The sequence below is a fragment of the Cronobacter sp. EKM101R genome (assembly GCF_963888145.1).
GTDB classification, from domain to species: Bacteria; Pseudomonadota; Gammaproteobacteria; order Enterobacterales; family Enterobacteriaceae; genus Cronobacter; species Cronobacter turicensis.
Genome location: NZ_CAWPHW010000003.1, coordinates 92133 through 118965, shown reverse-complemented (window position 1 = coordinate 118965; position 26833 = coordinate 92133). Strand labels below are relative to the sequence as shown.

18 protein-coding genes are annotated in these 26833 nt (G+C 55.7%); 7 read left to right on the top strand and 11 right to left on the bottom strand.

The window, feature by feature from the left end; translation table 11 throughout:
- Window positions 1-364: 364 nt before the first annotated feature.
- A complete protein-coding gene (locus AACV31_RS05050; protein ID WP_165156310.1) occupies window positions 365-1348 on the top strand; it encodes a tyrosine-type recombinase/integrase in 984 nt (327 codons plus the stop codon).
- Window positions 1349-1381: 33 nt separating this feature from the next.
- On the opposite strand, the gene AACV31_RS05045 is transcribed toward AACV31_RS05050, so the two are convergent.
- Both AACV31_RS05045 and AACV31_RS05040 read right to left on the bottom strand, forming a co-directional pair.
- Window positions 1382-2056 (bottom strand): SDR family oxidoreductase, encoded by a 675-nt coding sequence (locus AACV31_RS05045; protein WP_165156312.1) that lies wholly within the window; start codon window positions 2054-2056, stop codon window positions 1382-1384.
- A gap of 48 nt (window positions 2057-2104) precedes the next feature.
- On the bottom strand, window positions 2105-3121 hold the full coding sequence (locus AACV31_RS05040) for an alpha/beta hydrolase family protein (RefSeq protein WP_165156314.1): 1017 nt from the start codon (window positions 3119-3121) through the stop codon (window positions 2105-2107).
- Window positions 3122-3415: 294 nt separating this feature from the next.
- Here AACV31_RS05040 and AACV31_RS05035 point away from each other — a divergent pair, with 294 nt between their 5' ends.
- Window positions 3416-4867 carry a glycosyltransferase gene (locus AACV31_RS05035; protein WP_165156316.1) on the top strand — a complete coding sequence of 484 codons (1452 nt, stop codon included), beginning with the start codon at window positions 3416-3418 and terminating at the stop codon, window positions 4865-4867.
- 9 nt (window positions 4868-4876) lie between these two features.
- Here the strand turns inward: AACV31_RS05035 and AACV31_RS05030 are convergent, their stop codons facing one another.
- Window positions 4877-5440, bottom strand: a complete 564-nt coding sequence (locus AACV31_RS05030) for a histidine phosphatase family protein (RefSeq protein WP_165156318.1) — start codon at window positions 5438-5440, stop codon at window positions 4877-4879.
- Between the two features lie 204 nt (window positions 5441-5644).
- Here AACV31_RS05030 and AACV31_RS05025 point away from each other — a divergent pair, with 204 nt between their 5' ends.
- On the top strand, window positions 5645-7672 hold the full coding sequence (locus AACV31_RS05025) for an acyltransferase family protein (protein WP_185155297.1): 2028 nt from the start codon (window positions 5645-5647) through the stop codon (window positions 7670-7672).
- A 211-nt stretch (window positions 7673-7883) separates the two neighbouring features.
- Here the strand turns inward: AACV31_RS05025 and AACV31_RS05020 are convergent, their stop codons facing one another.
- The gene (locus AACV31_RS05020; protein ID WP_165156320.1) at window positions 7884-9542 is read right to left on the bottom strand and encodes a methyl-accepting chemotaxis protein; all 1659 of its coding nucleotides are present in this window, start codon (window positions 9540-9542) and stop codon (window positions 7884-7886) included.
- A gap of 304 nt (window positions 9543-9846) precedes the next feature.
- Between AACV31_RS05020 and AACV31_RS05015 the strand changes: the two genes are divergently transcribed.
- Window positions 9847-10647 (top strand): MBL fold metallo-hydrolase, encoded by an 801-nt coding sequence (locus AACV31_RS05015; RefSeq protein ID WP_165156322.1) that lies wholly within the window; start codon window positions 9847-9849, stop codon window positions 10645-10647.
- 34 nt (window positions 10648-10681) lie between these two features.
- On the opposite strand, the gene guaD is transcribed toward AACV31_RS05015, so the two are convergent.
- Window positions 10682-11998: a guanine deaminase gene (guaD, locus tag AACV31_RS05010; RefSeq protein WP_165156324.1), complete on the bottom strand. Its 1317-nt coding sequence runs from the start codon at window positions 11996-11998 to the stop codon at window positions 10682-10684.
- A gap of 577 nt (window positions 11999-12575) precedes the next feature.
- On the opposite strand from guaD, the gene AACV31_RS05005 reads away from it, so the two are divergent.
- A complete protein-coding gene (locus tag AACV31_RS05005; RefSeq protein WP_007767706.1) occupies window positions 12576-13172 on the top strand; it encodes a glutathione S-transferase family protein in 597 nt (198 codons plus the stop codon).
- 43 nt (window positions 13173-13215) lie between these two features.
- Here the strand turns inward: AACV31_RS05005 and AACV31_RS05000 are convergent, their stop codons facing one another.
- The 6 genes from AACV31_RS05000 to AACV31_RS04975 all read right to left on the bottom strand — a co-directional run bounded on the left by AACV31_RS05000 (window position 13216) and on the right by AACV31_RS04975 (window position 23402).
- Window positions 13216-13617 carry an Exc2 family lipoprotein gene (locus AACV31_RS05000; RefSeq protein WP_165156326.1) on the bottom strand — a complete coding sequence of 134 codons (402 nt, stop codon included), beginning with the start codon at window positions 13615-13617 and terminating at the stop codon, window positions 13216-13218.
- Between the two features lie 231 nt (window positions 13618-13848).
- On the bottom strand, window positions 13849-15795 hold the full coding sequence (locus tag AACV31_RS04995; protein WP_105538834.1) for a methyl-accepting chemotaxis protein: 1947 nt from the start codon (window positions 15793-15795) through the stop codon (window positions 13849-13851).
- Window positions 15796-16160: 365 nt separating this feature from the next.
- Window positions 16161-16931: an AAA family ATPase gene (locus AACV31_RS04990; RefSeq protein WP_165156328.1), complete on the bottom strand. Its 771-nt coding sequence runs from the start codon at window positions 16929-16931 to the stop codon at window positions 16161-16163.
- 568 nt (window positions 16932-17499) lie between these two features.
- Window positions 17500-18756: an AAA family ATPase gene (locus AACV31_RS04985; RefSeq protein ID WP_185155296.1), complete on the bottom strand. Its 1257-nt coding sequence runs from the start codon at window positions 18754-18756 to the stop codon at window positions 17500-17502.
- 206 nt (window positions 18757-18962) lie between these two features.
- On the bottom strand, window positions 18963-21677 hold the full coding sequence (gene mgtA / locus AACV31_RS04980; RefSeq protein WP_165156330.1) for a magnesium-translocating P-type ATPase: 2715 nt from the start codon (window positions 21675-21677) through the stop codon (window positions 18963-18965).
- A gap of 603 nt (window positions 21678-22280) precedes the next feature.
- Window positions 22281-23402, bottom strand: coding sequence for a ribosomal protein uL16 3-hydroxylase (locus AACV31_RS04975; RefSeq protein WP_007767728.1), 1122 nt, complete (start codon window positions 23400-23402; stop codon window positions 22281-22283).
- A gap of 149 nt (window positions 23403-23551) precedes the next feature.
- Between AACV31_RS04975 and AACV31_RS04970 the strand changes: the two genes are divergently transcribed.
- Entirely contained in the window at window positions 23552-23719 is a 168-nt protein-coding gene (locus AACV31_RS04970) for a hypothetical protein (RefSeq protein ID WP_165156332.1), read from the top strand.
- Window positions 23720-23843: 124 nt separating this feature from the next.
- Window positions 23844-26783: an autotransporter domain-containing protein gene (locus tag AACV31_RS04965; protein ID WP_165156455.1), complete on the top strand. Its 2940-nt coding sequence runs from the start codon at window positions 23844-23846 to the stop codon at window positions 26781-26783.
- The last annotated feature ends 50 nt before the right edge of the window (window positions 26784-26833 follow it).

Here is a 26833-nt window from a genome sequence, read left to right as displayed (position 1 = left end):
TTTATTATTTTGAAGCCCGTTTAATCTGCGTTTAATAATATTCTGTTCTGCAATTCGTCATCAATAGGCCCTGTAACCTGCAAGGTTTTATTCTGAGGCCATCAACGCGCACATTCATGGGGGTAAAATTTCGCCTGCCGCTCCACGCTACCACAACCGCCAGGTTCGCATGTCATAGCAAAAATGGATGACGTCTCGTTTCTGCTTTCTCCTCTTCTTTCCCGCCGCGCTGACAATAAAAGATGCTACTTATTAAAATGTACCTTTGAAAAAGTAGCTTTACCGTCAGGCGAGCTTCAGGGGATAATCCTGTGACTTTTTACGAGATGCTGGCTTCTTTTTGCGCGGATGTTATGGGGTGATGATGACCGGACTGCCTGACGACCCTCTGCTGCCTGGCCCTTTTTCGGAGGCAGGCTTCAGCGATCCGCGGCCGCTTTCCGTAAGTGGCGAGGCGCGGCCGCTTAACCCGGCGATGGCGTACCTTATCAGCCTGCCTTCTGCGGCGAGCCGCCAGACCATGCGATCGTTTTTGCAAATTGTGGCCGGGATGCTTGGCGCCGGCGCATTGCAGCGCTGCCCGTGGGGCAGTCTGCGTCGCCACCATGTGCAGGGGCTGCTGGAAATGCTCTCGGCATCCGGGCGTGCGCCCGCCACGATCAACACCTATCTTTCCGCGCTGAAAGGCACCGCCCGCGAGGCCTGGATGATGAAGCTGATGGACACCGACAGCTATCAGCAGATCCTTGCCGTACGTGCGGTGCGCGGTAGTCGTCTCGCTCGTGGGCGAGCGCTCACTACGGAAGAGGTCCGCGCGCTGTTTGCTTTCTGTGAGCAGGATAAAAGCTGTAAAGGCCCGCGCGATGCGGCGATGCTGGCGGTGATGCTCGGCTGCGGGTTACGCCGCGCGGAAGTGGTCGGGCTGGATTATGAGAGTATCCTGGAGCCGGATCAGGCGCTGCGGGTGCTCGGCAAAGGCAATAAAGAGCGGCTGGCGTTTATGCCGGATACCGTCTGGCAGCGGCTCCGGCACTGGACCGATACCGTGCGCGGCGAGCACCCCGGCCCCCTGTTCACCCGCATTCGCGCTGGTGACGACGTCACGTCTGAACGTCTGACCCCGCAGGCGGTATACCATATTCTGACCGAACGCCGCACGCAGTGTGGCATTGATGACTGCGCGCCGCACGATCTTCGCCGCACGTTCGCCTCCATGATGCTCGATAACGGCGAAGATCTGATAACAGTACGCGACGCAATGGGCCATGCGAGCGTCACGACGACGCAAAAATATGACCGCCGCGGCGATGCCCGCCTGCGCCGCGCGGCGAGTAAAATTCGGCTTTAAGAGAGACGGGCTATATAAGGTGTTGATGTCGCCTTACGGCGCAATCTCCCGGCCGCGATAATCGATAAACCGGCACTCGAGCTTATCCAGCGCGGCATTGATGACGTCTTTCAGCCCTGCTGCGCTCTCGTCCACCGTCACTGGCGCGCGCTCGCCGCCCATATCGGTCTGAACCCAGCCTGGATGTAGTAACAGCACGCTGCGTTTTCCCGGCAGCGCTTCTGTCACGGCAAACGAGCGCGCCAGCGAGTTCAGCGCGCTCTTACTGGCGCGGTACAGCGCCATATCGCCGGTATCGTTATTCGTAAAGCTTGCCGTATTGGATGACATAAAAGCGATGACGCCGCCTTCGCGGATCTGCGGCAGCATCGCCTGCGCCAGGCGCACCGGCGCGATGGCGTTGGTCAGGAATAACGAAGCTATCTCATCTTCCGTGACTTGCGAGACGCTCTGATGATCGGGGCCAAAAATACCGGCGTTAATGACCAGAGCGTCGAAGGTTATCGCGCTGAGCGTTTCCTTAAGGTGGGTACAGCTCGCCGGGTCGGTCATATCCACGATTTGCGTCGTGATCCGCGGGTGCGTATCGTCGTTCTTTTTTTCGCGCACGGTCGCAATCACATCGGCGCCCGCATTAGCGAATGCTGTGGCAAGACCGCGTCCAATCCCGCGCGACGCGCCAATAATCAGTACATGCTGTACAGTCATGGTGTTTCCTCTTCAGATACTCATCCTTATGTCATATTAGCAGGGAGATTAACGGCTTACGCATTCGCCATGCAGGATCCACGCAGAAACAGCATCAAGTGCGCCGGGAGCATAAGCATGTTGTCCTGTCAGCAGAAACAGTCCCTGAATCCACGCAGGCCATTGCGACGGGAGCTGGTAGTCGTACCAGCGGCTTTTTAGCAATCCATGCGTTGCCCCCTCGATCATGCGGATACAGCGGGGCGTTGCCTCTGGCAGCGTGGCGGCCCATATCGCCAGTGTCTCGCCGGGGTTGACGTTCCGGTCATCGGCGCCCATCAGCACCATTACGGGCATCTGCATTTGCGCAATATCCTCCCGTGCATCGGCAAGCGCGTTGCGGCGCTCGAAATCGTCCCGGTTGCAGCGGCCCTTACAGGATTGGGCGACCTTCTGCGGTGTGTAACGCAGATCAAAATCACGCCTGTCTTCATGGACTGCCTGCGCGATCTGAGACTGCGAACGCCCGGCTTTGCGAAGCCGTGCTTCCAGAAAATAACTGCCCTGATCGCGCCAGTTAATGGCGCCGCCTACGATCGCGGCGAAATCGGCATGCGACTGCATGGCGGCCTGCGGCACAACCCAGCCTGCCTGTGAAAACCCTAAAAAGCCAAATCGGCTCTGTAGCAGCTCCGGCTGTTTTTTAAGTGTCTTAAGCGCAACAGTGGCTTCATCACTGCGATCGCGCATCGTCTGTGCCAGCCAGTTACCGCGGCTTTCACCCACGCCAGGTTTATCCCAGGAGTAGACGGCGATGCCTTTCGCAAGCAGATCATTAACCAGAGGCAGATACCCGCCCTGCGACCAGCGATCCTGCGCCCCATCGCCATGAATCAGCAGCACCACCGGCGGGTTGCTCACCCCGGCCGGGAGCGTCAGCGTGCCCTCTAAAATGTCTCCATGGTGCGTAAATGTGATCACGCGGGAGTGAGGAAGGCTATTCGCATCGAAAACGGTGAGGCGCCACATGATAATCATGACGAGAGCAAGAAAAAGGCCGATGGTGATGATTATCGCGTTGCGCATGCGATGAAAACTCCTGTTAACGCTGACTCAGCGCCAGCATGGCCCTGAGTGAAGCGACAAATTTAGCATTCTCGCGCCTCTGACACTCTCTACCTGTATTAGGGAGAGCTGGTGTCATCAGCAGCACGCCCTTTTCATTTGTATCTTTTGTCTCATTTCACTGCGCCGCGGTTCGTATAAATTTTTAGCGTGGCGAAACTTGCCGCCAGGAGTTATGTCAAATCAGTAACAAGATGTTCACGCTTTATCATTACTCTACCGGTTGCGTCAGAACGGAGCAGAAAAGGGCGAAAGATGAGAAAAATACCGCGGGTTATTCACCAGGTTTACACTGCCGGTTGGCAGCGTTTGCCGGAAGAAATCCGGGCGCTGACTGAACAACTACGCAATCTTAACCCGGATTATGAGTATCGCTTCTATGATGAGCCGGCGATTCTTGCCTGGATCGAAACGCATTTTGGCGAGGATATGCTGGCGCTGTACCAGCGAATTAACCCTGAATATGGCGCGGCGCGGGCCGATCTGTTCCGTTATCTGGTGATTTACCAGGAAGGCGGTGTCTATCTTGATGTAAAAAGCTTTTGTTCACGTCCGCTTGATGAGGTTATCCCAGCCGATTGCGAACTGATGCTTTTCCACTGGGATAACCAGCCTGGCGGACAGGATCATAAAAAAGGTCTGCACAAAGAACTCGCGGAACTGCCGCATGGAGAATACCAGCAGTGGAATGTCATTGCGGCGCCTCGTTCGCCGTGGCTGCGTGAAGTCATTGATGAAGTGACGAGCCGGATAAAAAATTATCAACCCGCAACATATGGGATTGGTATGAAAGGCGTGCTGAGCACGACCGGGCCTATCGCTTTTACCCTTGCTATCCGCCGTATCCCGTTCAGCAAACATGTTCATGTTGTCCGCGATCACCGCACCGTTGGTCTGAAATATTGCGGCGTGGACAGCTCTGTCCTTAAGCGTTTTAAAAAAAGCGCGTATGCCCGTCTTAAGACCCCTGTCGTCACGCTGAGCGAACGCGATCACGCGCGTTATCAACTGTGGCTGTTCTTTGTATTTCCCTTTAAGCGGCTTCATAAAAATATCGTTAATGAAACCGACATTGCACTAAAAAAAACCAGCAGGCTCCTGGGTGACAGACGTGTAAATCGCGCGCCAAAAGGCAGGAAGGGCTGGGTCGGCGCGTTTCGCCGCACCGGTAAGCGGCTTGGTTTACTGGTCGCAGCGGTGCTGGCGCTGACTGGCCTGCATGCCGGATACGAACAGCTCACCGGCAATTTTCATGAAGTGATTGAAGGTGAGCTGTACCGCTCTGCGCAACCAGACGCAACGGATATCGCTGAATACAGCGAGCGGTATCATATCCGCACTATCCTTAATCTTCGTGATGAGCCACGCGGCGACTGGTATGAGCAGGAAAAGGCCTCAGCTGACGTTCACGGTATTCAACTGGTGGATTACCCGCTGAGTTCCAGCAAAGAAATCAGCGTCAGGGAGGCGGAAAAACTGGCGGAGCTGATGAAAACGCTGCCGCGGCCCCTCCTGATTCACTGCGATCATGGCGCTAACCGCACCGGGCTGGTTTCTGCAATCTATCTGGATGCTGTCGCCCAGACCAGCGATCTCATCGCGCAATTGCAGCTAAGCCCGTGGTATGGCCATTTCCCGATTCCTGTTATGGGCCGTTACGCCATGTACAGTTCCTACAAGCGATTCCAGATAATGAGCCCATACTGAAGGGCTCCGTTATTCCGCACGACGATAGACCCCTGCGCCCCAGTAGCCTTTATCCGGTTTGCGGATTTCACGCCAGCCCTGACGGAGAAGTATACGGGCAATCAAACGATTCATGATGCCATGCCCCATCAGCAGCACCGGGCTTTCCGCATTACCGGCAAGCGTTGCCAGATTTTCTGCGGCTTTCACCGCTCGCTGTTTTGCGCCTTGCAGTGTTTCAGCGTGACCCGATACCCCGCACAGCCATAGCACACGAAAAATCCCGCTCCAGGCCAAAGGCGACAGACGCAGCCCGCCTACGCCATAAACGGGCAGTTCAGCCTCCCGGTATAACGCATCGGTGTGCATCGGCTCACAACCGAGCGCTTTTAGTGAAGAAAGCGAGCGGGGTAAATCACTACTGATGACAATGCCTGCTCTGTCAGCTAACGCACGACTTGTCTCAGGCGGTAAGTCGTTTCCCGTTCCGGCCAGATCATAACGCGTAATCCATTCTGGCATATCACGGGCCAGAAGCGAGTCCGGGCTCGTTAAAGCAGGCCTGCCGTGGCGCATGAGGATGATTTCCATCATTAAGTACCTTTACCCATCGGTTGGTTTCCATAAATTATCTGCTTAAGTATCTACTCAAGCGATCTTAAAACATTCTTCAGGCCGAATACCCCCCCAAATTTAAGAAGTGACTTAAATTCATAATGTTGTAGAATGTGACAGGATCGCGAAATTTTTTACAAAATTTAATAAGATTTATATTCATAAGTAAGGCGTTTCTTTCACATGGAATTATCTTTAATGAACCCGTCAAAAAGCCTCTCATATCAGGACGCTTATCGAGGGGATATAGACGGACTTCGTGCTGTCGCGGTTGTCCTTGTTATCTTGTTCCATGCCGGGATTTCTTATTTTCCGTCTGGTTTTATTGGTGTTGATATTTTCTTCACTATTTCTGGTTATTTGATTACCGGAAAAGTAGTCCGTGATATTGAGAATAAGAAATTCTCATTCGCTAATTTTGTTGCAGGCCGGTTATGGCGATTACAGCCTGCATTCATTACAGTACTGATCGCGACAATACTTATCGCTTCATACTGTTATATCCCTGCTGACTATCAGGTATTTACTAAAAGCGCCAAATATACTTCGCTATTTCTGTCGAATCAGTTTTTTGATAAGCAAAGCGCTACGTATGCTTCTCCGGATGCTGATGCATTTCTGCTAATCCACACATGGTCATTGGCTATCGAATGGCAGTGGTATTTTTTCTTTGCGCTGATAGCCACATTACTTGTCGTGTTTACCCGTAAAGATGACGCGGATAAAACCGGGAGAAGGGTGCTTCTGGGGTGGCTTGCGTTGACGGTGTTCGCTTCGCTGGCGATGATAATGTCTAATCTGTTAACGCATGGACAGCATTATTACTCGCTGGGAATGCGTGCGTTTGAGTTTCTGATCGGCGGCAGCGCTTCGCTACTTCAGCCAAAGCTAAAACTTACCGGGAAAACGCAGCAGAACCTTGTGGCTGTCGTGGCGCTCGCGTTGATACTATGGATCGCAGCCAGAGATATTTCGGTGGATTTTTATCCGAACGAATATACCCTTTTGGTTTGCCTTGCGACGGCGATGATATTTTTTTGCCGTGGCGCTTTCGTGAATGGGATGCTGACGTTTGCCCCGATTAACTATCTGGGGAAAATATCTTATTCTCTGTATTTATGGCACTGGCCAGTTTTCGCGACTCTGCACTATCTGGGTTATCCCCTCAAGGGTGAGACGCTCTGTATGGCGCTTGGCTTGACGCTGGTGCTGGCTATCCTCTGTTATCATGGTATCGAAAATCGATTCAGACGTGTTCGTCTCTCGGCATGGAAAACGATCGCCATTCTCGTTGTTGCCCCGATAGTGATATCCATGGTGTTATACTCACTGTCCGAAAAATATAACGGATTGCCTCAGCGCTTTAATGCCGAATATAACCGTGCATTTAATTTGCAGTACGATGCCTATCTTCATGCGAAGCGTCGCGAGGATTGCCACAGCGGTAAACAGAACCTGTCTGTTTGTCATTTTGGCGATGAAGATAGTAAGAAAACGGCATTTTTAATGGGCGATTCAAATGCTAATCATTTTTGGGGATTCTTTGATGTCGTAGCGAAAGATGCCCATGTGAAAATGTATTCGCTGACAACATCGTCCTGTCTGGCATTGCCGGGTATCTACCAGTACGACTGGTGGAAATTCAAAGGGATAAAGTACCAGACGTGTCATGACAATACGGAAAAGTACTATGAGTACATTCGTAAAAACCATTATGACTATGTGATCCTCGGTCATGTATGGTCACGCTATGCGCAAGGCCCGCATCTGATTAATGCTGATGGCGATGCGCGAAACGAAGCGTTAACGCAACAACGTTATGAAATTGCGTTGCGTAACGCGCTTAAAATTATTACCGCATCGGGTGCTAAACCTGTCGTGATGTTCACCATTGCTCAGATGCCCGAGAATTATGAAACCTGTATCAACCGGCACGTGATCCATCGTTATGCCTATGATGCTAATGAATGCGATGCGCAGGATCCGAAAAGCCCTGAAATAGCGTGGACGTTAGATTTGATGAAGAGAATGAAAAATGAATTCCCTTCGTTATCCTTTATCGATGCTAAATCTGCGCAATGTATCAGCGACACCTGTGTAACTAACATCGATGGAGTGACCATCTACCGGGATGCAGGTCATCTGACTGATTACGCCTCTTATCGCTTTGGTGAGATTTACCTTAAGGCGTTCGGTAATCCGTTAAAATAATGTTCTCATTCTGCTCATAAAAAAGCCGCTTATGCGGCTTTTTTATTTCCAGTCTATGCTGTTCGATTTTATGGTCGAGGACATGCTGGATGTCCGGTAACCGTCCACAAAAAAGCCCGGAGCACTGAGTTATCAATGCACCGGGCGTAGTTTAACCGGCGACAGCGTGACAGGCTTTTACTTCGCCCGGCGTAGCGATCGCGGCTTTTAATCAGAAGCTCTGCCAGTCGTTATCAGATACCGCGGCGGCGGCAGGTACCGGTCGCAGCGTTTTGATAGGCGTAACCGGAGCGGCGGCCTGACGCGCCGCGCTTTTCGCGTGGCTGTTCGCCGCAATGGTAAACGCGCCGACCAGCTGATTCAGGGATGCGGCCTGTTCCATCAGTGACTGTGAGGCCGCCGATGCTTGCTCAACCAGCGCGGCGTTCTGCTGGGTCACGTCGTCCATCTGATTGACGGCCAGATGAACCTGGTTAATACCCTGAGACTGCTCCTGCGCGGCCACAGAGATCTCATCGACAATATCCGTCACCTGACGCACAGCTTCGTTCATTTTGCCGATATTCTGGCCAACGCCTTCCGCCTGCGCTGAACCCGCCTCGACGTACTGCATCGAGTTCTCAATCAGCTCTTTAATTTCACGCGCGGACGATGATGAACGCTGCGCCAGCGTGCGAACTTCACCGGCCACCACGGCAAAGCCTCTGCCCTGCTCGCCGGCGCGGGCGGCTTCCACCGCCGCGTTGAGCGCCAGGATGTTGGTCTGGAAAGCGATGCCTTCGATAAGCGCGATGATATCGGTAATTTTCGCTGAACTGTCGCGAATATTGCCCATCGTGCTCAACATGGTATTGACGCGTGACTGGCTGTCTTCAGAGATATCACGCGCGTTTTTCGCAAGCTGGCTGGCAAGCTGGGTGTTTTCCGCAGTCTGACGCACGGTTTCGCTGAGCTCAGACATGCTGGCTGCGGTCTGCTCCAGCGAGGCGGCCTGCTCTTCCGTACGCGACGAGAGATCTTCGTTGCCGGCTGAAATCTGCCCGGACGCGGAACTTACCGACTGTGCAGACGCTTCCACCGCGGCGAGCGAGGAAGCGACATTCGCCGCCAGCGTGTTGTACGCTTTCGCCGTCAGTCCAATCTCGTCCTTGCGGGAGTCGTCGGCGCGCAGGGTCAGATCCAGGCGCTCACTGGAAGCTTCCAGCGTCTGGCGCATGCTGTTGAGCTGGTTGCGAATTGAGAAAATGGTCTTCAGCGTGAAAAAGCCGAGGATAATGATGACGACAGTTGAGGTGCCAATCAGGCCCCACAGCGTCTGACTATAGGAGCGATCGTTTTCCTGACGCAGCGTTTTGCCTACTGCTTCATTAACTCCCAGCTGTTTCTGATACAGGGCGATGAGCTGACGCGCCGCGCCGCCGACGCCGTTATCCTCACGCAATGCCGCCAGCGCGGTGGCGTTGTCGTGCGTACGGGAGCTTTCAAGGAACGCCGGTAGACGAGACTGTAGCGTCTGAATCATCGCACTGGCATCTTCAGAGATCTGCTTGTCTTCCTCGCTCGAAATTTCGTTCTGCAGGTAGTACTGATTCAGCGTAGTGATACGGTTGATAACGGTATCGATCTCTTTTTCGATCTGCGACTGGCGGGTAGCCTCTGTCGCGCTCTGGTGGCGATAAAGCCAGATAATCAATGTATTACTGCCATCAATCATTTTGCCGATATCAAGCACCGACGGAAGCGTGTTTTCCTGGACGTACTGAAACCTTGCCTGAAAATTGCTGACGACCACCACCGACGTGATCACCATAGCGATCAGCGCGGCTGAGAGAAGTGAGAACGTCAGCATAAGACGTTGTGTAATGGACATGAAGTGTTTCCTCGGGTGCCTCTTTTCGCTGTATGGAGCCAGTGCTTAAATCAAACCGGCAAAACGAATATCGGCAACCAGGGAGCCAATAATTAGCCCACGCCGCGCGCTTTTTCGTATCCTGCTGATTCCCAAAAATATTAAATTTATTTAAGTGAGCGCGGGGTATCCTGCGGCACGTCTTCATGGGCGCTTTTACAGCAATGGTCTTATGAGTTTGCTCTATGGTTTATATCGGAAGGCGTAAATGCGTTACGCCGAAACGCTGGTTGTTACCGTGATTTCCGGAACAGAGAGGGATGTAATGATCATATTGTGTAAAGCCTGCGGCACGTCTTACCAGGTGAGTGGCTCCCGGCCACAGCGGTGCGACATTTGCGACGATGAGCGGCAATTTGTGCCAGTGACGGGCCAGCAGTGGGTAGAGGCCGACACCCTTCTCGCCTCCCATTCGTGTAAGTGGAAGCAGCATACTCCCGATCTTTTCAGCATCCAGACGGTGCCGGACTTTGCCATTGGCCAGCGTGCGTTTCTGCTGCGCACGCCGCAAGGCAATATCCTCTGGGACTGCATCGCCACGCTGGATGAGGCGACCAAAACGCTGGTTACCGCGCTCGGCGGGCTGATGGCTGTCGCCATTTCGCATCCGCACTTTTACACCACCATGCAGGACTGGGCGGCCGCCTTCGACGCGCCGGTTTACCTGCATGCCAGCGACCGGGAGTGGATCATGCGAGGCAGCCCGCATATCCAGCTCTGGGAAGGTGACAACCTGACGCTTACGGATGATGTGAGTGTGATAAATCTGGGCGGGCACTTTACGGGCGGCTGTGTGCTGCATGACGCGCGCGGCGACGGCCTGCTGCTGACCGGCGACATTTTGCAGGTGACGCCGGGCGCAAATGGCGTCTCGTTTATGTGGAGTTACCCGAATATGCTGCCGCTGCCTGCCACGACTGTCAGCGCGATGACCAGGAAGCTGGACAGCGTGAAATTCTCTAGGCTGTACGGCGCGTTTGAAGGCCGTGAAATCACGGCCAGCGCCAGCGAGATAGTGCGTCGTTCCGCCGAAAAATATGTGGCGTGCCTGAACAACGCGGGCTAACGCGGCCCGTGTTTTTTCGCAAGCGGCCTGTCAGTCAGGCGCGCTCATACGCGACCCGGCCATCGACATAAGTGCGGTATATCGCGCGATCGTCACCGAGCGTCATCATCACGAATAACTTATCAAACAGGGTCACAGAATTGTCATAGCGCAGCTGCTGAAGCGGTGTTGAGGTGGGTTCCAGGACCACAAAATCGGCCTCTTTGCCGGGCGTAAAATTGCCGATAAGGTCGTCGAGCCCGAGCGCCCTCGCGCCGCCCAGTGTCGCGAGATAGAACGCTTCATAAGCGGACAAGGGATACCCCTGCAATTGCCCGACCTTGTAAGCTTCGTTCAGCGTTTGCAGCATGTTGAAGGTCGTGCCGGCGCCGATGTCCGTCCCCATGCCTACTTTCACTTTTTTATGCCACGCTTTGGGCAGATTAAACAGCCCGCTGCCAAGGTAGAGATTAGAGGTAGGGCAGAAAGCAATACTGGATCCGGTTTCGCTCAGGCGGTCCCACTCGTTTTCTTCCAGATGAACGCAGTGGGCAAAGACGCAGCGTTGGCCGGTTAAACCGTACTGATGATAGACATCGAGATAGCCGTCATGCTCAGGATAAAGCGCTTTCACCCAGGCAATTTCATCTTTATTTTCTGATAAATGCGTCTGAAACCAGGTGTCCGGGTACTCTTCTCGCAGGCGCTGCGCCATCGCCATCTGTTCCGGTGACGAGGTGGGGGCGAAACGCGGCGTGATGGCATAGAGCAGGCGCTGCTTTTTGTGCCAGCGCGCAATTAACGCTTTGCTCTCTTCATAACTGCGTTGCGGATCATCCAGCAGATACTCTGGCGCGTTGCGATCCATCATTACCTTACCGGCAATGAGGCGCATATTAATCTGACTTGCCGCTTCAAACAGCGCATCCACTGATTGCTGATGCACCGAACCAAAAACCAGCGCCGTCGTGGTGCCGTTACGTAATAGCTGTTTGATGAAAAAAGCCGACATTTCGCGCGTATATTCCAGATCTTCGTAGCGTCGCTCGGCGGGAAACGTGTATTTATTCAGCCAGTCCAGCAGCTGCTCGCCATACGCCCCCACTATTTCGCTTTGCGGATAATGAATATGGGTATCGACAAAACCCGGCACCACCAGCTTTCCCCGATAATCGCGCACCCGAACCGCCGCCGGGATTTGTTGTTTTCCTGCTTCCCATTCACCAAACCATTCGATTTTCCCGTGTCGAATCAGCAGTAACCCATCCTCAATAAACCGCAGCGCCGGGGCTATCTCCACCGGGTTTTCAACGACGCGGGTGAAATCGATAAAACTGCCGCGTACCGCTTTTAAGGTCTGTTCTGCTGACATAGTGAACTCCTGCGTAATGTTCTGTTTCTTCGTAAGGTCTCTTATGCCCGGATCTCATGTACTGCTCGTAGTATAGGACGCTATGCCCGCAGGCTTTTGAGACGGCGCCATGGCACAGGCGGTTAACCCACCATATTCATCCTGCCAGACCAAACGCCCTGACAGCGAAGAGTACGTGCGCCTGCACCTTCGGAGTGGGGCTGACGCAGTCAGACCGTATCTCCGGCCTGCGGGTCCGCAGGAGCCGCCTGGCGGTGTAGTTACAACATACATTAATACGAATCAGGTTTACCCGCCCTTCGGGCGGGCACGGGCGGCCCGGCAATGGGTGGTTGCGGGCTCTGTGGTTTCAGGAACGAATCTGACGCCGCAACTGTGGGCGGAAGCGACACAGGCGCTTCAGAACGGCGCGTATGGTTTCAGTGGCTATTCAATCCGCCATTATTGTATGTTGTAACTATCAACAAGGCGTTTATTGTATGCTTTTACTGGTAATGGTGACTGACAACGTTGATATTGTATTGCCGTGAGTAAACGTAAAAAGTAACGCCACCGCTACGCCAACAGGAGACGCTACGTGATTGTTTATACTTATCCTAAGAGCCGTTCGCTCAGAGTGCTTTGGACGCTTGAAGAACTGGGCGTGCCGTATGAGTCCATTAAAGCCGATATTCTTTGCGACACACCGGAGGTCCCGTCGCCGCATCCGCGCGGTAAAGTCCCGTTTTTGACAGATGGCGACATTTCCATCTGCGAGACCCTGGCCATCTGCACCTGGCTTTGCGAAAAACAGCCTGCCACCGCGCTCTTTCCCGCCGATCCCGCCCGACGTGCCGCGATAAACGGCTGGATCAGTTTCGCCTTAACGGATCTGGAATCGCCGGTATGGAATTTACTTAAACAGATGATTTTTGTGCCGGAAGCGCAGCGGTCCGCCGCACTGACACATTACTTCAAAACCGAAGCTGCAAAAGCAGTGGCGATGGTGGATTTAGCGGACAACGCGCCGTGGATAGCAGGCGATGATTTTACGCTGGCCGATATTTTTATGTCGCATACGCTTTTCTGGGCAAAACTGGGCGGCATTACGCTTGGCGAGACGCTCGAAAATTACGTGAATCGTGCCTTTTCCCGTCCTGCGTTTACCCAGGCCCAGCAGCGAAATAACCAATGATGACAGCCAGCCGGTATGGTTATCGACGCTGCCGCATCTACCCTCACCGGCCGTAAAACCCGTCCAGATAAGTCTGCGCCAAATCGTCACCCAGCATCCGTTTTTCGCGCGGGCTGGTGTTGTCATCGAGGAACTGGCCGCGATGATTGGCAAATTCACTGGTGGTCTGCATACCGCAGGCATCGTCGCGGTAAGCTTTAGCCTGACGCTCTGCCCAAGCGGCATCGCGCCCCTGCGCTTTATCAGTTTTGCCCTGATTATAGACGCTGGTAAACGCGGGCAGAAACGCGGCGATGCTGCCCGCGGTATCCACTCTTAAATTCGCGTCGTGCGATTCCATTCCCTGCAGCACATAGTGCCGCGCATGTATTTCCGGCGACGTTCTGGTCGCGCATCCCGCTAATACCGCGGCCACAGCCACGACTATCACTCCGTAACGCGTCATAGATTTCATCCTGAAAAGTTATCGTTCTGCCGAATTAAGGCGGGCAGATGTGGCCTGTGCATCATCACCGCTGTGAATGGAGCGCAGAAATTTTACCCCTCGACATTCAGGGTTAATACATACCAGATCAGGGGATTGCACGGGCATCGCTGGCGTGCATTACACTGTGGAAATCAAAGTAAAAAGCCGCACAAGGCGAACCCTGTGCGGCGAGTCTGGGGCGTTTCTTCGTCAGGCCGTCTGCTGGTGCGTACTGAAGAACGCCAGCGCGGTTTCCAGCGCTTTCGCCTGCTCTTCGAGCGACATCGCCGCCGCGGAAACCTGCTGCACCAGCGAGGCGTTCTGCTGGGTCACGCTGTCCATCTGGTTCACCGCCACGCTTATCTGATCCACCCCGCGGGTCTGTTCATCCAGCGCCCGTACGATTTCGTTAATCGCCAGGTGCACGCTGCTCACCGCGTCGATGATTTGTTTCATCGTGGAGCCCGTTTCATTGACCAGCGTCACGCCCTGCCCGACGCGGCCGGTCGATTCCGTGATCAGCTGAGAGATCTCTTTCGCCGCGTTCGCGCTGCGGCTGGCGAGCGTGCGCACTTCACCGGCAACGACCGCGAAGCCGCGCCCCTGTTCACCGGCACGTGCCGCTTCCACCGCGGCGTTCAGCGCCAGGATGTTGGTCTGGAAGGCGATGCTGTCGATGATGCTGGTGATATCGCTGATTTTCTGCGAGCTCTCATCCACCTGCGACATCACATGCACCACGCGATCCACCAGGGCCTCGCCTGCGCCCGCGATATTCTTCGCGTGTTCCGTCAGCACAATCGCACGTCCGGCGCTCTCGGCGTTGTTTTTCACGGTCGCGGAAATCTCTTCCATGCTGGCGGCCGTCTCAACAATCGCCGCCGCCTGCTCTTCGGTGCGGGACGCCAGATCGGTATTGCCCGCAGCGATTTCACTGCTCCCGGCGCGCACAGAGTGGCTGGCATCGCTGATATCGCCGACGATCTCACGCAGTCGCGACTGCATCGTACTCAACGCATAAAAGATGCTCCAGGTATCGCCCTGCTGCACCGGAATGACATTATTCAGGTTGCCATGCGCGACGGAGAGCGCAATTTCAGAGGCTTCCAGCGGCTCGCCGCCTACCGGGCGCGCCACTTTGCGGGTGAAGACCAGCGCCACCACCAGGCTCACGACGGCAATACTCAGCACCATCAGAATGAGGGCATTGATCAGCCCCTGCCAGGCTTCGGCCATGACGACGCTCACCGGCGTAACCACCGCAAGCTTCCACGGCGTGCCGCTGTTGCCCACATCAATGGTGTTCCAGGTGATAAACGCCGGTTCGTTAAGCACCGGATCGTTATAGCGAATTACCTCGCGGCCCGTCACGGTGCCTTTATAAGGCTTGCCGATGGTCGCTTTATCCGGCGCGGAGATCACTTTGTTGTCTGCTGACAGCAGCAGCGCATAGCCGACGCCATCCCACGGTTTGATTGCTCCCACCATCTTTTGCAGCGTGTCGAGCGAGAAATCCGACGTCACCGAACCCTGGAATTTGCCGTCGCGCATAATCGGCGCGGCGATCGAGGTGAGCATGACGTCCACGCCGTTATACGGGTAGATATAGGGTTCGATGATGACATCTTTCTGCCGCTGGCGCGGAAGCACATAATAATCGCCGCTGCCGGGCGTTTCATAATCCACCAGATTATGCAGCGCCGGGTTGCCTGCGCTGTCGCGGTCTACATAACGCGCGTAGCGTCCCTTCGGATCCTGGCCTGCCTGACCGGCAAATGTGGCGTCGCTTGCGTCAAACGCGTCAGGTTCAAAGGTCAGTGACATTGATAAGAAATCATCATGGGCGCGCAGAAAGCTGACTAACAACTGCTCCAGCCCTTTACGATCCTTAAGCCCGGATTCATGCAGCGCCCAGGCGCTGATGCCGACATCGCGCGCGGCAATCAGGGCCGTATCGAGGCGACGGCTTACCTGTAAGGTTTCCGTTTGCGCGATTTGCTGCAGGTGTTTTTTCGCGACATATTCCTGCTGCGACATCGATTGCCAGAGCAATAAACCGATCGTGATGCCAAAACCTGCGGTTATCGTAATGAAAATGGATAACAGCATCAGCGTTTTGGTCTTAAGCTTTCTTCCCGACGAGAGCTTACTGGTCATTATTTTCTCCCAAACACCGCCAGAAAGGCAGGATATATCTGCTAACTATCGGCAATTATCCAGGAAGCCTTATACGTTCCCTTAATTAAATTTTCTTACTGCAAACGAAGCGGGATAAGCGAAACGGGTAAAGGTAGTCATATCAAAGAGAAAGGCGCGAATGCAGAAATCTAATGCAAAAAAAGAGGGCCGCCCGACATCGTGGCAGCCCGTAAACAGAATAATGGCGAATGGCCCCTTTTCCTGATGATGCTATCGTAGCGTCTGAACCTTAAGGCAAACTTAAGAGATGAGTTTAATCTTAAATTTTTTGTGACGATGGCATCATTACGTGTCAAAAAAGCCAGAAAAACTCACCGCCGCGATCAGGCCTCCGTAAATTCCAGCTTCGCTTTGACGCGCTCCAGCGACTGCAGATAATCGATATTCTCAATAAGCTGATGTAATTCCCGCGTTTCGCCGCCAGACTCCGCCAGTGCATCTTCAATAAAAGGCGAATGCCCGAAACGTTGCAGGATCACATTTTTCTTTTGCATGTCATTCAGCGAGCAGAGCGTTATAAACCGGAAGCGTTTTTTATACGTAGCGTCATTTTTCAGGGTATCCGTCGCCTCGCACGGTGCGGAAATAATGCACCGGAACGACGACATCAGATACGGCTTAAGAGAGAGAAGAACGCGCATCCCTGCCGATAGCTGGTCATTTTCTGCGGTGAACGCGTGCGTACCGTCGAGATACAGAATGACTTTATGGCGCTCGGCCAGCTCAACCGCCAGCGCCAGTTTTTTTTCTACCTCTTCCTGACTGGTATTACCTGCATACAGCGAGACCATATTTATTTCCGCCAGATGGCAGCCAGGCTGGATCTGTAACAGATAGCGGGAAAGATTGCGGACAAAACAGGATTTCCCGACGCCCTCATTGCCGGAGACGACCAGACTATTGGTATTTCGGCATGACAGAATCGCCAGCGCCGAGAGGATTTCTGATTCCCGATACATCACGTCCGGAATATTTCCGCTGGCGAGCAGCCCCATCAGATCGCTGGCATGAATGCCATGCTCTTTTAACAGAGAATAAAACGCCTTCCGGTCATGTTGCGGCTCAATGGTGAACAAATTGTTAGGTGGTGTCATTTTATTTTCCTTAAGCGTGTAATTACAAAAGTAATAATCTCGCCCTGATTCATTTCTGAAAAGGCGTTGAATACCGCTGCGGTTAAATGGGTAACAAAATAATAATGGCGCCGGTTAACGGGCACGACTTATCCCCACGCCGGAGACCATTCCACCAGCGTTTGCGTACCTTTTGCGCATTACCGTTTTACGAGCGTCTCGTTGAATACCCCATTGTGTGTCTGACTCTCCCGCCAGCATTTCAAAGGTCAAGAAAGGCCAGCTCATATCATCAGGAGAATTGGATAGTTAAGCGATGCTAAAACTTAATTAAGTGTGAAGATAGGCAAAAATCTTAAAGGCGTCAACTGCCGAAATAATTATCGATAAATAAGTTATTCCTTATATCGTGAATTGGCGAATTAAGATTTTCCTCAGTATGAATTACGGAAATAAAAAGGTAAGTTGTCCGGTTATTTTTTATGGGGGCAGGTAAAATTTTATGTCGCAAACGGGTGTCGATACGGATGGAAATCATTAAAAAACCCCGCCAACGCGGGGTTTGTGAAAGAAAAGAAGACGGGCGGTTTCAGAACGTACTGTAAAGCAGCGCAGAAACCGTAAGCAGGCCGCCAGCGGCGACCACGACCGCCGTCGGGCCACGCAGCGATCGCAGCGCGTCACGGGTATAGATCAGGTACGTCGGGATCAGAAACAGGAAGATGGCGGTCAGCGGCCCGCAGACGGTTTCGATAAGCGTGATAACGTCCGGGTTGAGGTCAACCACGCCGAATGTCACGACAAACATCGCCAGGAACGCGAGCGTCTTCGCACGCGTTTTTATACCGGTGCGCTCGGCAATCAGCGCCGTCATGGTTTCCGCCACAGGCAGGCATACGCCGAGAAACGATTTCGTCATCCCTACGATGGCGATAAACGGCGCGAGGATAAACAGCAGATCGAGACCGCCCTGGCGCTGCATTACCGAGAGCATATTGAGGTTTTCCGCTTTCGCTCTGGCGAACGTCGCCGGTGAGTTTGCCAGCAGGCAACTCAGCACGAAGAACACAATGCTGAAAATAATCAGCGCATACGCCACGCGCACCACCCGTACCGACTTCACTTCGCCGCCATGCCCGCTTTCACGATAGTACGACGCCAGCGGCGCAATCAACGGCGCGGAGCAGAGCGCGAAGGAGATGAGCGGCAAGGTCAGCCAGATATTTTTCAACGCGTCGCCCATGGGCTCGCCTGCCGGAATGAGCGGCATACTGAAATTCGCCAGGCTCCAGGCGGGGATCTGGAGCACCGCTATCAGCAGAAGCGATAACGCAAACGGCAGCGCCAGCGCGCCCATCATGCTGACGACTTTATCGCGCCCTTTGCTGAGCGCCAGAAACAGCCCCGCCACGACGACAAACGCCAGCAGCGCGCGATTTACCGGCGCGAAGTGCATGCGATTCACCAGGTAATCCGAGATAGCATTCACCAGCGAGATGGCATACACCAGCGTGACCGGGAAATGCGCGACGCAGAAGAAAATCCGGATCGCCGCCCTCCCCTTCGGGCCGAAAAACGCGCCGAACAGCGGCAGCGTGCCGTCATCGGTCTGTTTATCGCGCATAAATACGCGGCAAATCAGCACATGCGGCACCAGCGAAAGCGGAATGCCCAGTACCAGCAGAAGAAGAAAAACCAGCGGGCCGCGCGTGCCGATTTCAACAGGAAGAAACAGCGTGCCCGCGCCGACGGTAGCGCCGTAAACGCCCAGCATCCAGAGCGTGTCTCTGAATGTCCAGTGGCTACGGGCCGGCAGGCCGCTGTCCGTGGGGGTTGATATTGTCATTGTTTATATTTCAGCTTAATGGATTAAGAATGTACCGAAGCCGTTTCGCAGGCCGGTTAAGAAAAAACGCACAGGGCGCAAACAGGGGCTGAATGATATAGAAATCGGGCGCTGAATTCGAAGTTCGCAGGTGATAAAACGTAAATAAACGCAACGGCGCGCGCGGTAATAACAAAGGGGCACATGCCCCTTTATCGGTTGATAACTCAGAACCACTGGCCGAATTTGCGGATATACAGCCGTTTCATGCCCTGCACGACGACGCAGTAGGCGAAAAGGATCCCCGCCAGCCACGGGAAGTACGCCCACGGCAGGGGCACCAGACCAATCATATGGCCGAGCGGAGAAAACGGAATCGCTATCCCGGTGACCATAACGATCCCGGTCGTCACCAGCACCGGCAGCGCGGCGCGGCTCTGGATAAACGGAATTTTCCGGGTGCGCAGCATATGCACAACCAGCGTCTGCGACAGCAATCCTTCGACAAACCAGCCGGACTGAAAAAGTGACTGCGCCGCAGGCGTAGTAGCGGCAAAAACAAACCACATCACCGCAAACGTCACCATATCGAATAACGATGACGTCGGCCCCATCCAGATCATAAAGCGCTTAATATTCTGCGCATCCCATTTGCGCGGCTGACGCAGAAATTCCTTATCCATACGATCCCACGGCAGCGAGAGCTGTGAAATGTCGTACATCAGGTTCTGCACCAGCAGATGGATAGCAAGCATCGGCAGGAACGGCAGAAAGGCGCTCGCCACCAGCACAGAAAACACGTTGCCGAAATTCGAACTGGCGGTCATGTTCAGATATTTGATGATATTGCCGAAGGTCTCGCGCCCGGTCAGCACCCCCTGCTCCAGTACCCTCAGATCTTTTTCCAGCAAAATAATGTCCGACGACGCTTTGGCGATACCCGCCGCGCTGTCGACCGAAATACCGACATCCGCATCGTGCAGGGCGGGCGCATCGTTAATGCCATCGCCCAGGAACCCCACCGTGTGACCGTTGTTTTGCAGCGCGCGCAGAATGCGGGATTTTTGCAGCGGCGTCAGCTTGGCGAAAATCGCGCCGTGTTCGACAGCCGTTGAAAGCTGCGCCTCGTCCATCTCCTCAATCCGATCGCCGGTGAGGATCTCGTGGTTGTCGATCCCGACCGCCTGGCAAATGCTGGCCGCCACCAGCGGGTTATCGCCGGTGAGCACTTTCACGGTCACGCCGTGCGCATGGAGGGCCGAAATCGCCTGCGCCGCGCTCGCCTTCGGCGGATCGAGAAACGTCAGCATCCCTTCAATAACCAGCCCGTTTTCATCCGCCACGCAGAGCGGATGGTTAAGACCCGGCTCCGGCAGTTCGCGTGTCGCTACCACCAGCACCCGGAACCCCTGCGCATTGTACTGGCGCGTTAAGCGCGCAAACGCGGCGCGGCGCGCGTCATCAAGCGCATAAACCGTGTCGCCATCGCGAATATGCGTTGATATCGCGAGCATTTCTTCGACGGCGCCTTTGCAGATGAGCGTCTGCTGATGCGCGCCATAACGCTCCACCACCACAGAAACGCGGCGGCGTACAAAATCAAACGGCAGCTCGTCAATTTTGAAATAGCCGGACTGCACCGCAGACGAAAGCGCTGCCTGCCCGGCGGCCAGCACCGCCTGATCCATCAGGTTGCGCGTTCCGCTCAGGTTGACGCTGTTCAGCCAGGCAAGCGACAGCACAGGCAGGCTGTCATGGCCGTGACAGTCCAGATGCTTCTCAAGCACGATGTTGTCCTGGGTGAGCGTGCCGGTTTTATCCGTACACAGCACATCCATCGCGCCGAAATTCTGAATCGCGTTGAGATGCTTCACAATCACCTTGCGGCGCGCCATGACTATCGCGCCTTTCGCCAGGTTAGCGCTGACGATCATCGGCAGCATTTCCGGCGTCAGGCCCACCGCGACCGCCAGCGCGAAAAACGTCGCGTCCAGCCAGTCGCCTTTGCTGAAGCCATTAATGAGCAGCACCACCGGCACCATCACCAGCATAAAGCGAATAAGCAGCCCGCTGACGCTGTTCACGCCTTTATCAAACGCCGTCTGGGTGCGGTTGCCGACAAGCGATTTCGCAAGCTTTCCGAAATACGTTTTCGCGCCGGTCGCCACCACCACGCCGCAGGCAGTCCCGCTCGCGACGCTGGTGCCCATCAGGCAGATATTGCCTCGCTCCAGCAGGCTGACGTTATCGTCGGGGATGTCATCTGCCGTGACGCCTTTGCCCTGCACATGGCCGGTAACGTCATATTTCTCCACGGGCAGGGATTCGCCGCTCAGTATCGCCTGGCTGATGAACAGATCCCGGGAGGCGATAAGGCGTAAATCCGCCGGGATCAGATCGCCTGCCGACAGATACACGATGTCGCCCGGCACCAGCGCCTCGACCGGGATTTCCCGTTTTTCGCCGTCGCGATGACTGGCGGTACGGCGTAACACGGTCGCCGTCGTGCTGACCATGGATTTCAGCGCCTGCGCCGCTTTACTGGTGCGAAACTCCTGCCAGAAGCGCAGCAGGCCGCTGAACAGCACCATCGTGACGATGATAATCACGCCGGTCAGATCGGTCTCCTGCCCGGCGCGCAACGGATACCCGTAATCGGTGAAGAAACTGATAACCGCCAGCGCCATCAGCACATAGATGAAGGGGTTGTTGAACGCCTGTAAGAGCTGCATCAGCGCGGGCGGCGCGTTGTCATGCGCCACGGTATTCGGGCCATAAACGGCAAGGCGCGCCCGGGCTTCGTTTTCCGGCAGCCCTTTTTCACTGCTTTCCAGCCGCGCTAATGTTTGTTCCGGGCGTTCCGCGGACGCCGCGTCGATGCAAAAAATCGCCGCCTGTGTTTTAGCGGCGCTGTTCAGGTTTTTGTGATTGTGCTTTGCCATACCGGCACCTGTTATTCAGCAGGCAGCGAAACGCGTCCGCGCATCGCCGCCACGGTTTTTTAAGGCGCACGCGATTTCACCTTTAAAAAGTAAAGGCGTGCTGAAGAATATGTTTAAAAACGCAAAGGAATTAACGTAAAGGCGGAGGGAACAGCGCCGTGTGAATAAAAAACATAGGTAAGCACTCCTTAATAAAACAAGGATAAAAGCCTGGGGTGCAATAAGAAGAAGTAAAACATTGCTGCCCGCCATGAGAGGCAAACAGCGAAGGTGACGTCGCGAGTTTGCCCGTTAATAAAATCCGGTATCGCTGTTCAGGGGAGGGATCTCCATTAATAATTTTCCGGCAGTATAAAACGCAGCCGCTTAAAGTAAACGTCTTAACGCGTTCAGTTTACAGAGCGTTTAGCTTTGCTTTCTGCCGCGTCGGTTACCGACAAAGAAAATACTCTGGCGGGTTATTTTATTATCGGCGGCGCGGATAATGTATTGTCGGCGGAAATCGAAGCCCTGATATTTTATTAACGAACGCCAGGCTATTCGCCACAGACAATCTTAAAAAGAAAACGGCCTTCACTGGCAATGAAAGCCGTCAGGGGACATTTATTCGTCGAAGAACCAGTAGCCCTGGTTTATCAGGTCGGTCAGCTCATCAATAAACGCCGGATGATGCAGCGCGTCGCCCAGTTCGTTCTGGCCCACGTCGGTATAGCGGCACAGCACATCCGCCGCGCGCGGATCCACGGTGTCGTACTGCTCGCTGTTGATGAAAAAGCGGTCGTTGACGTTCAGCACCCGCAGCCCGGAAAGGCGCGTAAGCGTTTCCCCGCCAAGCAGCGCCTCGCGCACCTCTTCGGCCGTATACGGCGGTTCGGCGGCGGCGATATCCAGCTCGTGGCGCGGGGTGGTGACGAACGAGCCAAACCAGCGGGTAAAGTCTTCCGGCTGGTTAATCATCCCGATCATCATATGGCGGATGCGCTCAAGCTCATACGCCTCGACGCGGCCCGGATGGTCGCGGCAGGTCAGATCCGGGTCGCTGTAGTGCTCGCCGCCCAGATCGTTTTCCAGCGCATAATCCGCAAAGCTGCTGATTAAATCGCGCCCGTTCGGCCCGCGAAAACCGACGGAGTAGTTGAGCGCCGTTTCGTGGGTAAAGCCGTCATGCGGGAAGCCAGGCGGAATATAAAGGATATCGCCCGGTTCAAGATCTTCATCGATAATCGGCTCGAACGGATCGACATGCAGCAGCGCCGGGTGCGGGCAGAACTGACGCATCGGCAGTTTATCGCCCACGCGCCAGCGACGGCTGCCCATGCCCTGGATAATAAACACGTCGTACTGATCGATATGCGGGCCCACGCCGCCGCCCGGCACGGAAAATGAAATCATTAAGTCGTCCAGGCGCCAGTCCGGCAGTACGCGAAACGGACGCACCAGCTCGGCGGACGGCGCGTGCCAGTGGTTTACCGCCTGCGCCAGTAGCGACCAGCCGGTGTCGCCAAGCCCGTCGAAATGTTCAAACGGGCCGTTGCTGGCGTGCCATTTTCCGTTAGCGTGGCTCACCAGACGGCTGTCGACCTCCGGCTCCATCGCCAACCCCGCCAGTTCATCCGGCGTGATCGGGTCAATAAAATTCGCAAACGCCTGTTTCAGCACGACAGGTTTTTTCTGCCAGTATTTTTCTAAAAATTCCGGCCAGTTCAGGTTGAGTTGGTAAGCCATAGCATCACACCAGTGAAGGATTGAGGGCGTGATTATAAGAAGGCTTACCGGTGCGCCGCCTTGTCATGGGTCAAGCGCCGGACCTGCGCATTATCAACGCGCCCTGTTTTTCGGTATGATGGATAACATTATTCACCGCCGGAGGGCGTATGCATTATCTGCTGGAACTGATTTGCGATATTCTGTGGTACTGGCCAACCCGTAACCCGCCCGCCGAGGGAAGAAACGCCATTCCTTCGCTTAAACACAAGCCGCTGTTTCGCATGCCGGCAGGCGATCCCCTGAAAAAAGACGAACAGAAAAAAGATCCGGAGTAATCCCTTGTCGCTACGCCGCTAATTGTCCCTGAAAACCGGGTTATATCGGCCCATCGTTACCGCACCCTCAATGTTACGCTGCACAACAATCCCACCCTTCTGATCATTTCACTGCGGGTAAATGATGGCGCGTCACGTTTCAGGGCTGCTTAACGCAGTCTGTTTTTTCGCTGTTTTTCTCGTCCTCCTGGCGCTAACGATATCGCCCGCCCGCGCGCTCTCATCGGCGTGTATGGCCCTGAACGCCTCAAGCCCGGTGAGTTCCGGCACCAGCACGTACAACGCCAGCGCTTTCAGCGCGGATGAAAGCGTCACGGTCTCATTTACTGACAATGGTGGAGGCGCCGGCGGCTCCCAGATAAGTGCAGATGCGGTCCTTATGCACTCGCGTGACTTCTCCCGGCATTATGTGGCGCATTACAGCTCAGACGGCAATGCCGGGAGTTTCAGCACCACGGTGACCGGCGCGCAACTCACCGCAGGCGGGCTTTACCTGAAAGTATCGACGGCCAACGGCTTTATCAGCCCGGTGAACGTCTCCTGTACCGCCGCAGTCACGCTCTCATCAGACGCCACGCTGAGCGGGCTCTCGTTTTCCGGCGGCGCCCTCTCCCCCGGTTTCGCGTCCAGCACCACCAGCTACCATGCCACGGTCGACTATGCCGTCGCCTCCGTGACGCTGACGCCCGTCACCACTCACGCCGCCGCCACGGTTACCATTAACGGCAACGCTGTCGCGTCGGGCACCGCTTCGCCCGCTTTTAACCTTAGCGTGGGCATAAATACTTTCGGGATCGTCGTCACCGCCGAAGATGGCACCACGAAAAATTACAGCGTCACAGTCCAGCGCAACGAGCAGACGCCGGTAGCGGGTAATGTCTCCGCGCAGGTGGCGGCCAACAGCCACGATAACCCGATTACGCTCGCCCTCTCCGGGGGCAGCGCCACGGCCGTGAATCTGGTTACCCTCCCGGCACATGGCACGCTGGTTATCTCCGGCACGTCGGTCACGTATACGCCGCTGGCCGGGTATAGCGGCAGCGACAGTTTCACCTATACCGCCAGCAACAGCGCGGGCACGTCGGCAAGCGCCACGGTATCGCTGGTCATTACCGCGCCCGCGACCATCAAAATAACTCCCGCCAGCGGCGCGCTCCCGGCTGCCACCAAAGGCAGCGCCTGGTCGCAGAGTCTCTCGGCCACCGGCGGCAGCGCGCCTTATACTTGGACAGCGCATGGTCTGCCGACAGGCATCACGCTCAACAACACAACCGGCTCGCTCTCCGGTACGCCCACCACGTCCGGCAGTTTCAGCTTCACGCTGACCGCGCAGGACGCCGGAGGTATTTCTTCCACCGTGACCTATACGCTCGTGGTGACGAATGACACGCCGCCAGCCGCCACGCTCATGATGACGCCGGCTGCGGGCGCACTCCCGCCCGGCACGGTCGGCACCGCCTTATCGCAGACCTTCACGGTGAGCGGTGGCGCAACGCCCTATACCTGGCAGCTGAGCGGTACGCTGCCCGCGGGGCTTACTTTCTCCGACGGCATTCTGAAAGGCACGCCGCGCGCATCAGGCGACAGCGCCCTGACGCTTTCGGCCACCGATGCGAACGGCGCCGCGGTTCACGCCGCGTATACACTGCACATCAACGCCGCGGTGGCGCAGGCGGTGGATCAGAGCGCGTCGCTCTCTGCCGGACGCGTCGCCCGCGTGTCGCTCACGCGCGGCGCTACCGGCGGCCCGTTCACTGGCGCGCGTCTGCTGGCGGCCCCGGATAAACGCCAGGGCAGCGCGACCATTCAGTCGCGGGGCGCCGATTACGAACTCACCTTTACCGCCGCGCCGCAGGCCAGCGGCACCGTCGCGCTACGCTACGTGCTGTTAAACGCCGCCGGCGCCACCTCGCCTGCGACCATTACGCTGAGTATCGCCTCCCGCCCCGATCCGTCGAAAGACGCCAGCGTAACGGGCACCGTCAGCGCGCAGTACCAGGCGGCGCAAAACTTCGCCCGCGCGCAGATCCGCAACTTCAACGATCGTCTCGAACAACTGCACGGCAGCGAAAACGTACCGTCCAGCCTGAATGGCGTACATTTCGCCCTGCCCTCTTCGCAGGCGGAACGCGGGCTGGATACCGATCTCTGGGATGCGGCGCTGCAACAGCAGGCGCAGCTGGATGCGCAGAACAGCCTGCCGCCCGCGCTGCCGTTCGGGACGCAGACGCCCGGCCAGCGTCTCTCTTACTGGACGGGCGGTTATGTCGATTTCGGGCGTGATAAAGACAGTACGATGCGCTTAAGCCACACGCTGGTGGGCGTCAGCACCGGGGTGGATTACCGTTTCACACCCACCGTGACGGCAGGCGTCGGCATCGGCTTCGGGCGCGACGTCAGCGATATCGGCGATACCGGCACGCGCAGCAATGGCCGCTCACTGAGCACCGCGCTGTATGCGAGCTATCATCCGGATGCGGTTTTTGTCGACGGGCTGCTGGGTTACAGCCGTCTTGATTTCGACAGTAAACGCGACGTGAGCGAAACGGACGCCTTCGCGCGCGGCAGTCGCGCCGGAAGCCAGGTTTTCGGCGCGCTGACCTCCGGCTACGAGTTCCGCTCGCCGCAAAGCCTCGTCTCCCCGTATGGCCGCGTGCAGGTTTCGCAGACGCGCCTTGAGCGCTACACCGAGTCGGACGCGGGCATGTATAACCTGGCGTTCGCGCCGCAGCGGTTCTCTCAGGTCACGGGCAGCGCGGGTCTGCGCGCCGAACACCGCGTTCCGCTTACCTGGGGCGGCGTGCGGCTGCAAAGCCGTGTCGAATATTCCCGCCTGATGAATGACACCGGCAGCGCGCGTGTCGGTTATGCGGATACGGGCAGTGATACCTGGCGAATGTCGCTGTATGAACAGAACCGGCAGTCGCTGGCGCTGGGCGTCGGGGTGGATATGCAGCTGCCGAACGGCGTCACGCCAGGCCTCGCGTATCAGGGCACGCTGGGACTGGATGACAGCGGTTCGCGCGCCCAGACCATCATGGCGCGGATGAACGTGGCGTTTTGACCGGTCATAAAAAACGGCGCGGGGTTGCCCCTGCGCCGTAGGTGTGATGG

What these genes read in the sequence shown, in the direction of transcription:
- AACV31_RS05050 (WP_165156310.1), top strand. Translation starts at nt 365, where the DNA reads ATGACCGGACTGCCTGACGACCCTCTGCTGCCTGGCCCTTTTTCGGAG.
- AACV31_RS05045 (WP_165156312.1), bottom strand. Translation starts at nt 2,056, where the DNA reads ATGACTGTACAGCATGTACTGATTATTGGCGCGTCGCGCGGGATTGGA.
- AACV31_RS05040 (WP_165156314.1), bottom strand. Translation starts at nt 3,121, where the DNA reads ATGCGCAACGCGATAATCATCACCATCGGCCTTTTTCTTGCTCTCGTC.
- AACV31_RS05035 (WP_165156316.1), top strand. Translation starts at nt 3,416, where the DNA reads ATGAGAAAAATACCGCGGGTTATTCACCAGGTTTACACTGCCGGTTGG.
- AACV31_RS05030 (WP_165156318.1), bottom strand. Translation starts at nt 5,440, where the DNA reads ATGATGGAAATCATCCTCATGCGCCACGGCAGGCCTGCTTTAACGAGC.
- AACV31_RS05025 (WP_185155297.1), top strand. Translation starts at nt 5,645, where the DNA reads ATGGAATTATCTTTAATGAACCCGTCAAAAAGCCTCTCATATCAGGAC.
- AACV31_RS05020 (WP_165156320.1), bottom strand. Translation starts at nt 9,542, where the DNA reads ATGTCCATTACACAACGTCTTATGCTGACGTTCTCACTTCTCTCAGCC.
- AACV31_RS05015 (WP_165156322.1), top strand. Translation starts at nt 9,847, where the DNA reads ATGATCATATTGTGTAAAGCCTGCGGCACGTCTTACCAGGTGAGTGGC.
- guaD (WP_165156324.1), bottom strand. Translation starts at nt 11,998, where the DNA reads ATGTCAGCAGAACAGACCTTAAAAGCGGTACGCGGCAGTTTTATCGAT.
- AACV31_RS05000 (WP_165156326.1), bottom strand. Translation starts at nt 13,617, where the DNA reads ATGACGCGTTACGGAGTGATAGTCGTGGCTGTGGCCGCGGTATTAGCG.
- AACV31_RS04995 (WP_105538834.1), bottom strand. Translation starts at nt 15,795, where the DNA reads ATGACCAGTAAGCTCTCGTCGGGAAGAAAGCTTAAGACCAAAACGCTG.
- AACV31_RS04990 (WP_165156328.1), bottom strand. Translation starts at nt 16,931, where the DNA reads ATGACACCACCTAACAATTTGTTCACCATTGAGCCGCAACATGACCGG.
- AACV31_RS04985 (WP_185155296.1), bottom strand. Translation starts at nt 18,756, where the DNA reads ATGACAATATCAACCCCCACGGACAGCGGCCTGCCGGCCCGTAGCCAC.
- mgtA (WP_165156330.1), bottom strand. Translation starts at nt 21,677, where the DNA reads ATGGCAAAGCACAATCACAAAAACCTGAACAGCGCCGCTAAAACACAG.
- AACV31_RS04975 (WP_007767728.1), bottom strand. Translation starts at nt 23,402, where the DNA reads ATGGCTTACCAACTCAACCTGAACTGGCCGGAATTTTTAGAAAAATAC.
- AACV31_RS04970 (WP_165156332.1), top strand. Translation starts at nt 23,552, where the DNA reads ATGCATTATCTGCTGGAACTGATTTGCGATATTCTGTGGTACTGGCCA.
- AACV31_RS04965 (WP_165156455.1), top strand. Translation starts at nt 23,844, where the DNA reads ATGGCGCGTCACGTTTCAGGGCTGCTTAACGCAGTCTGTTTTTTCGCT.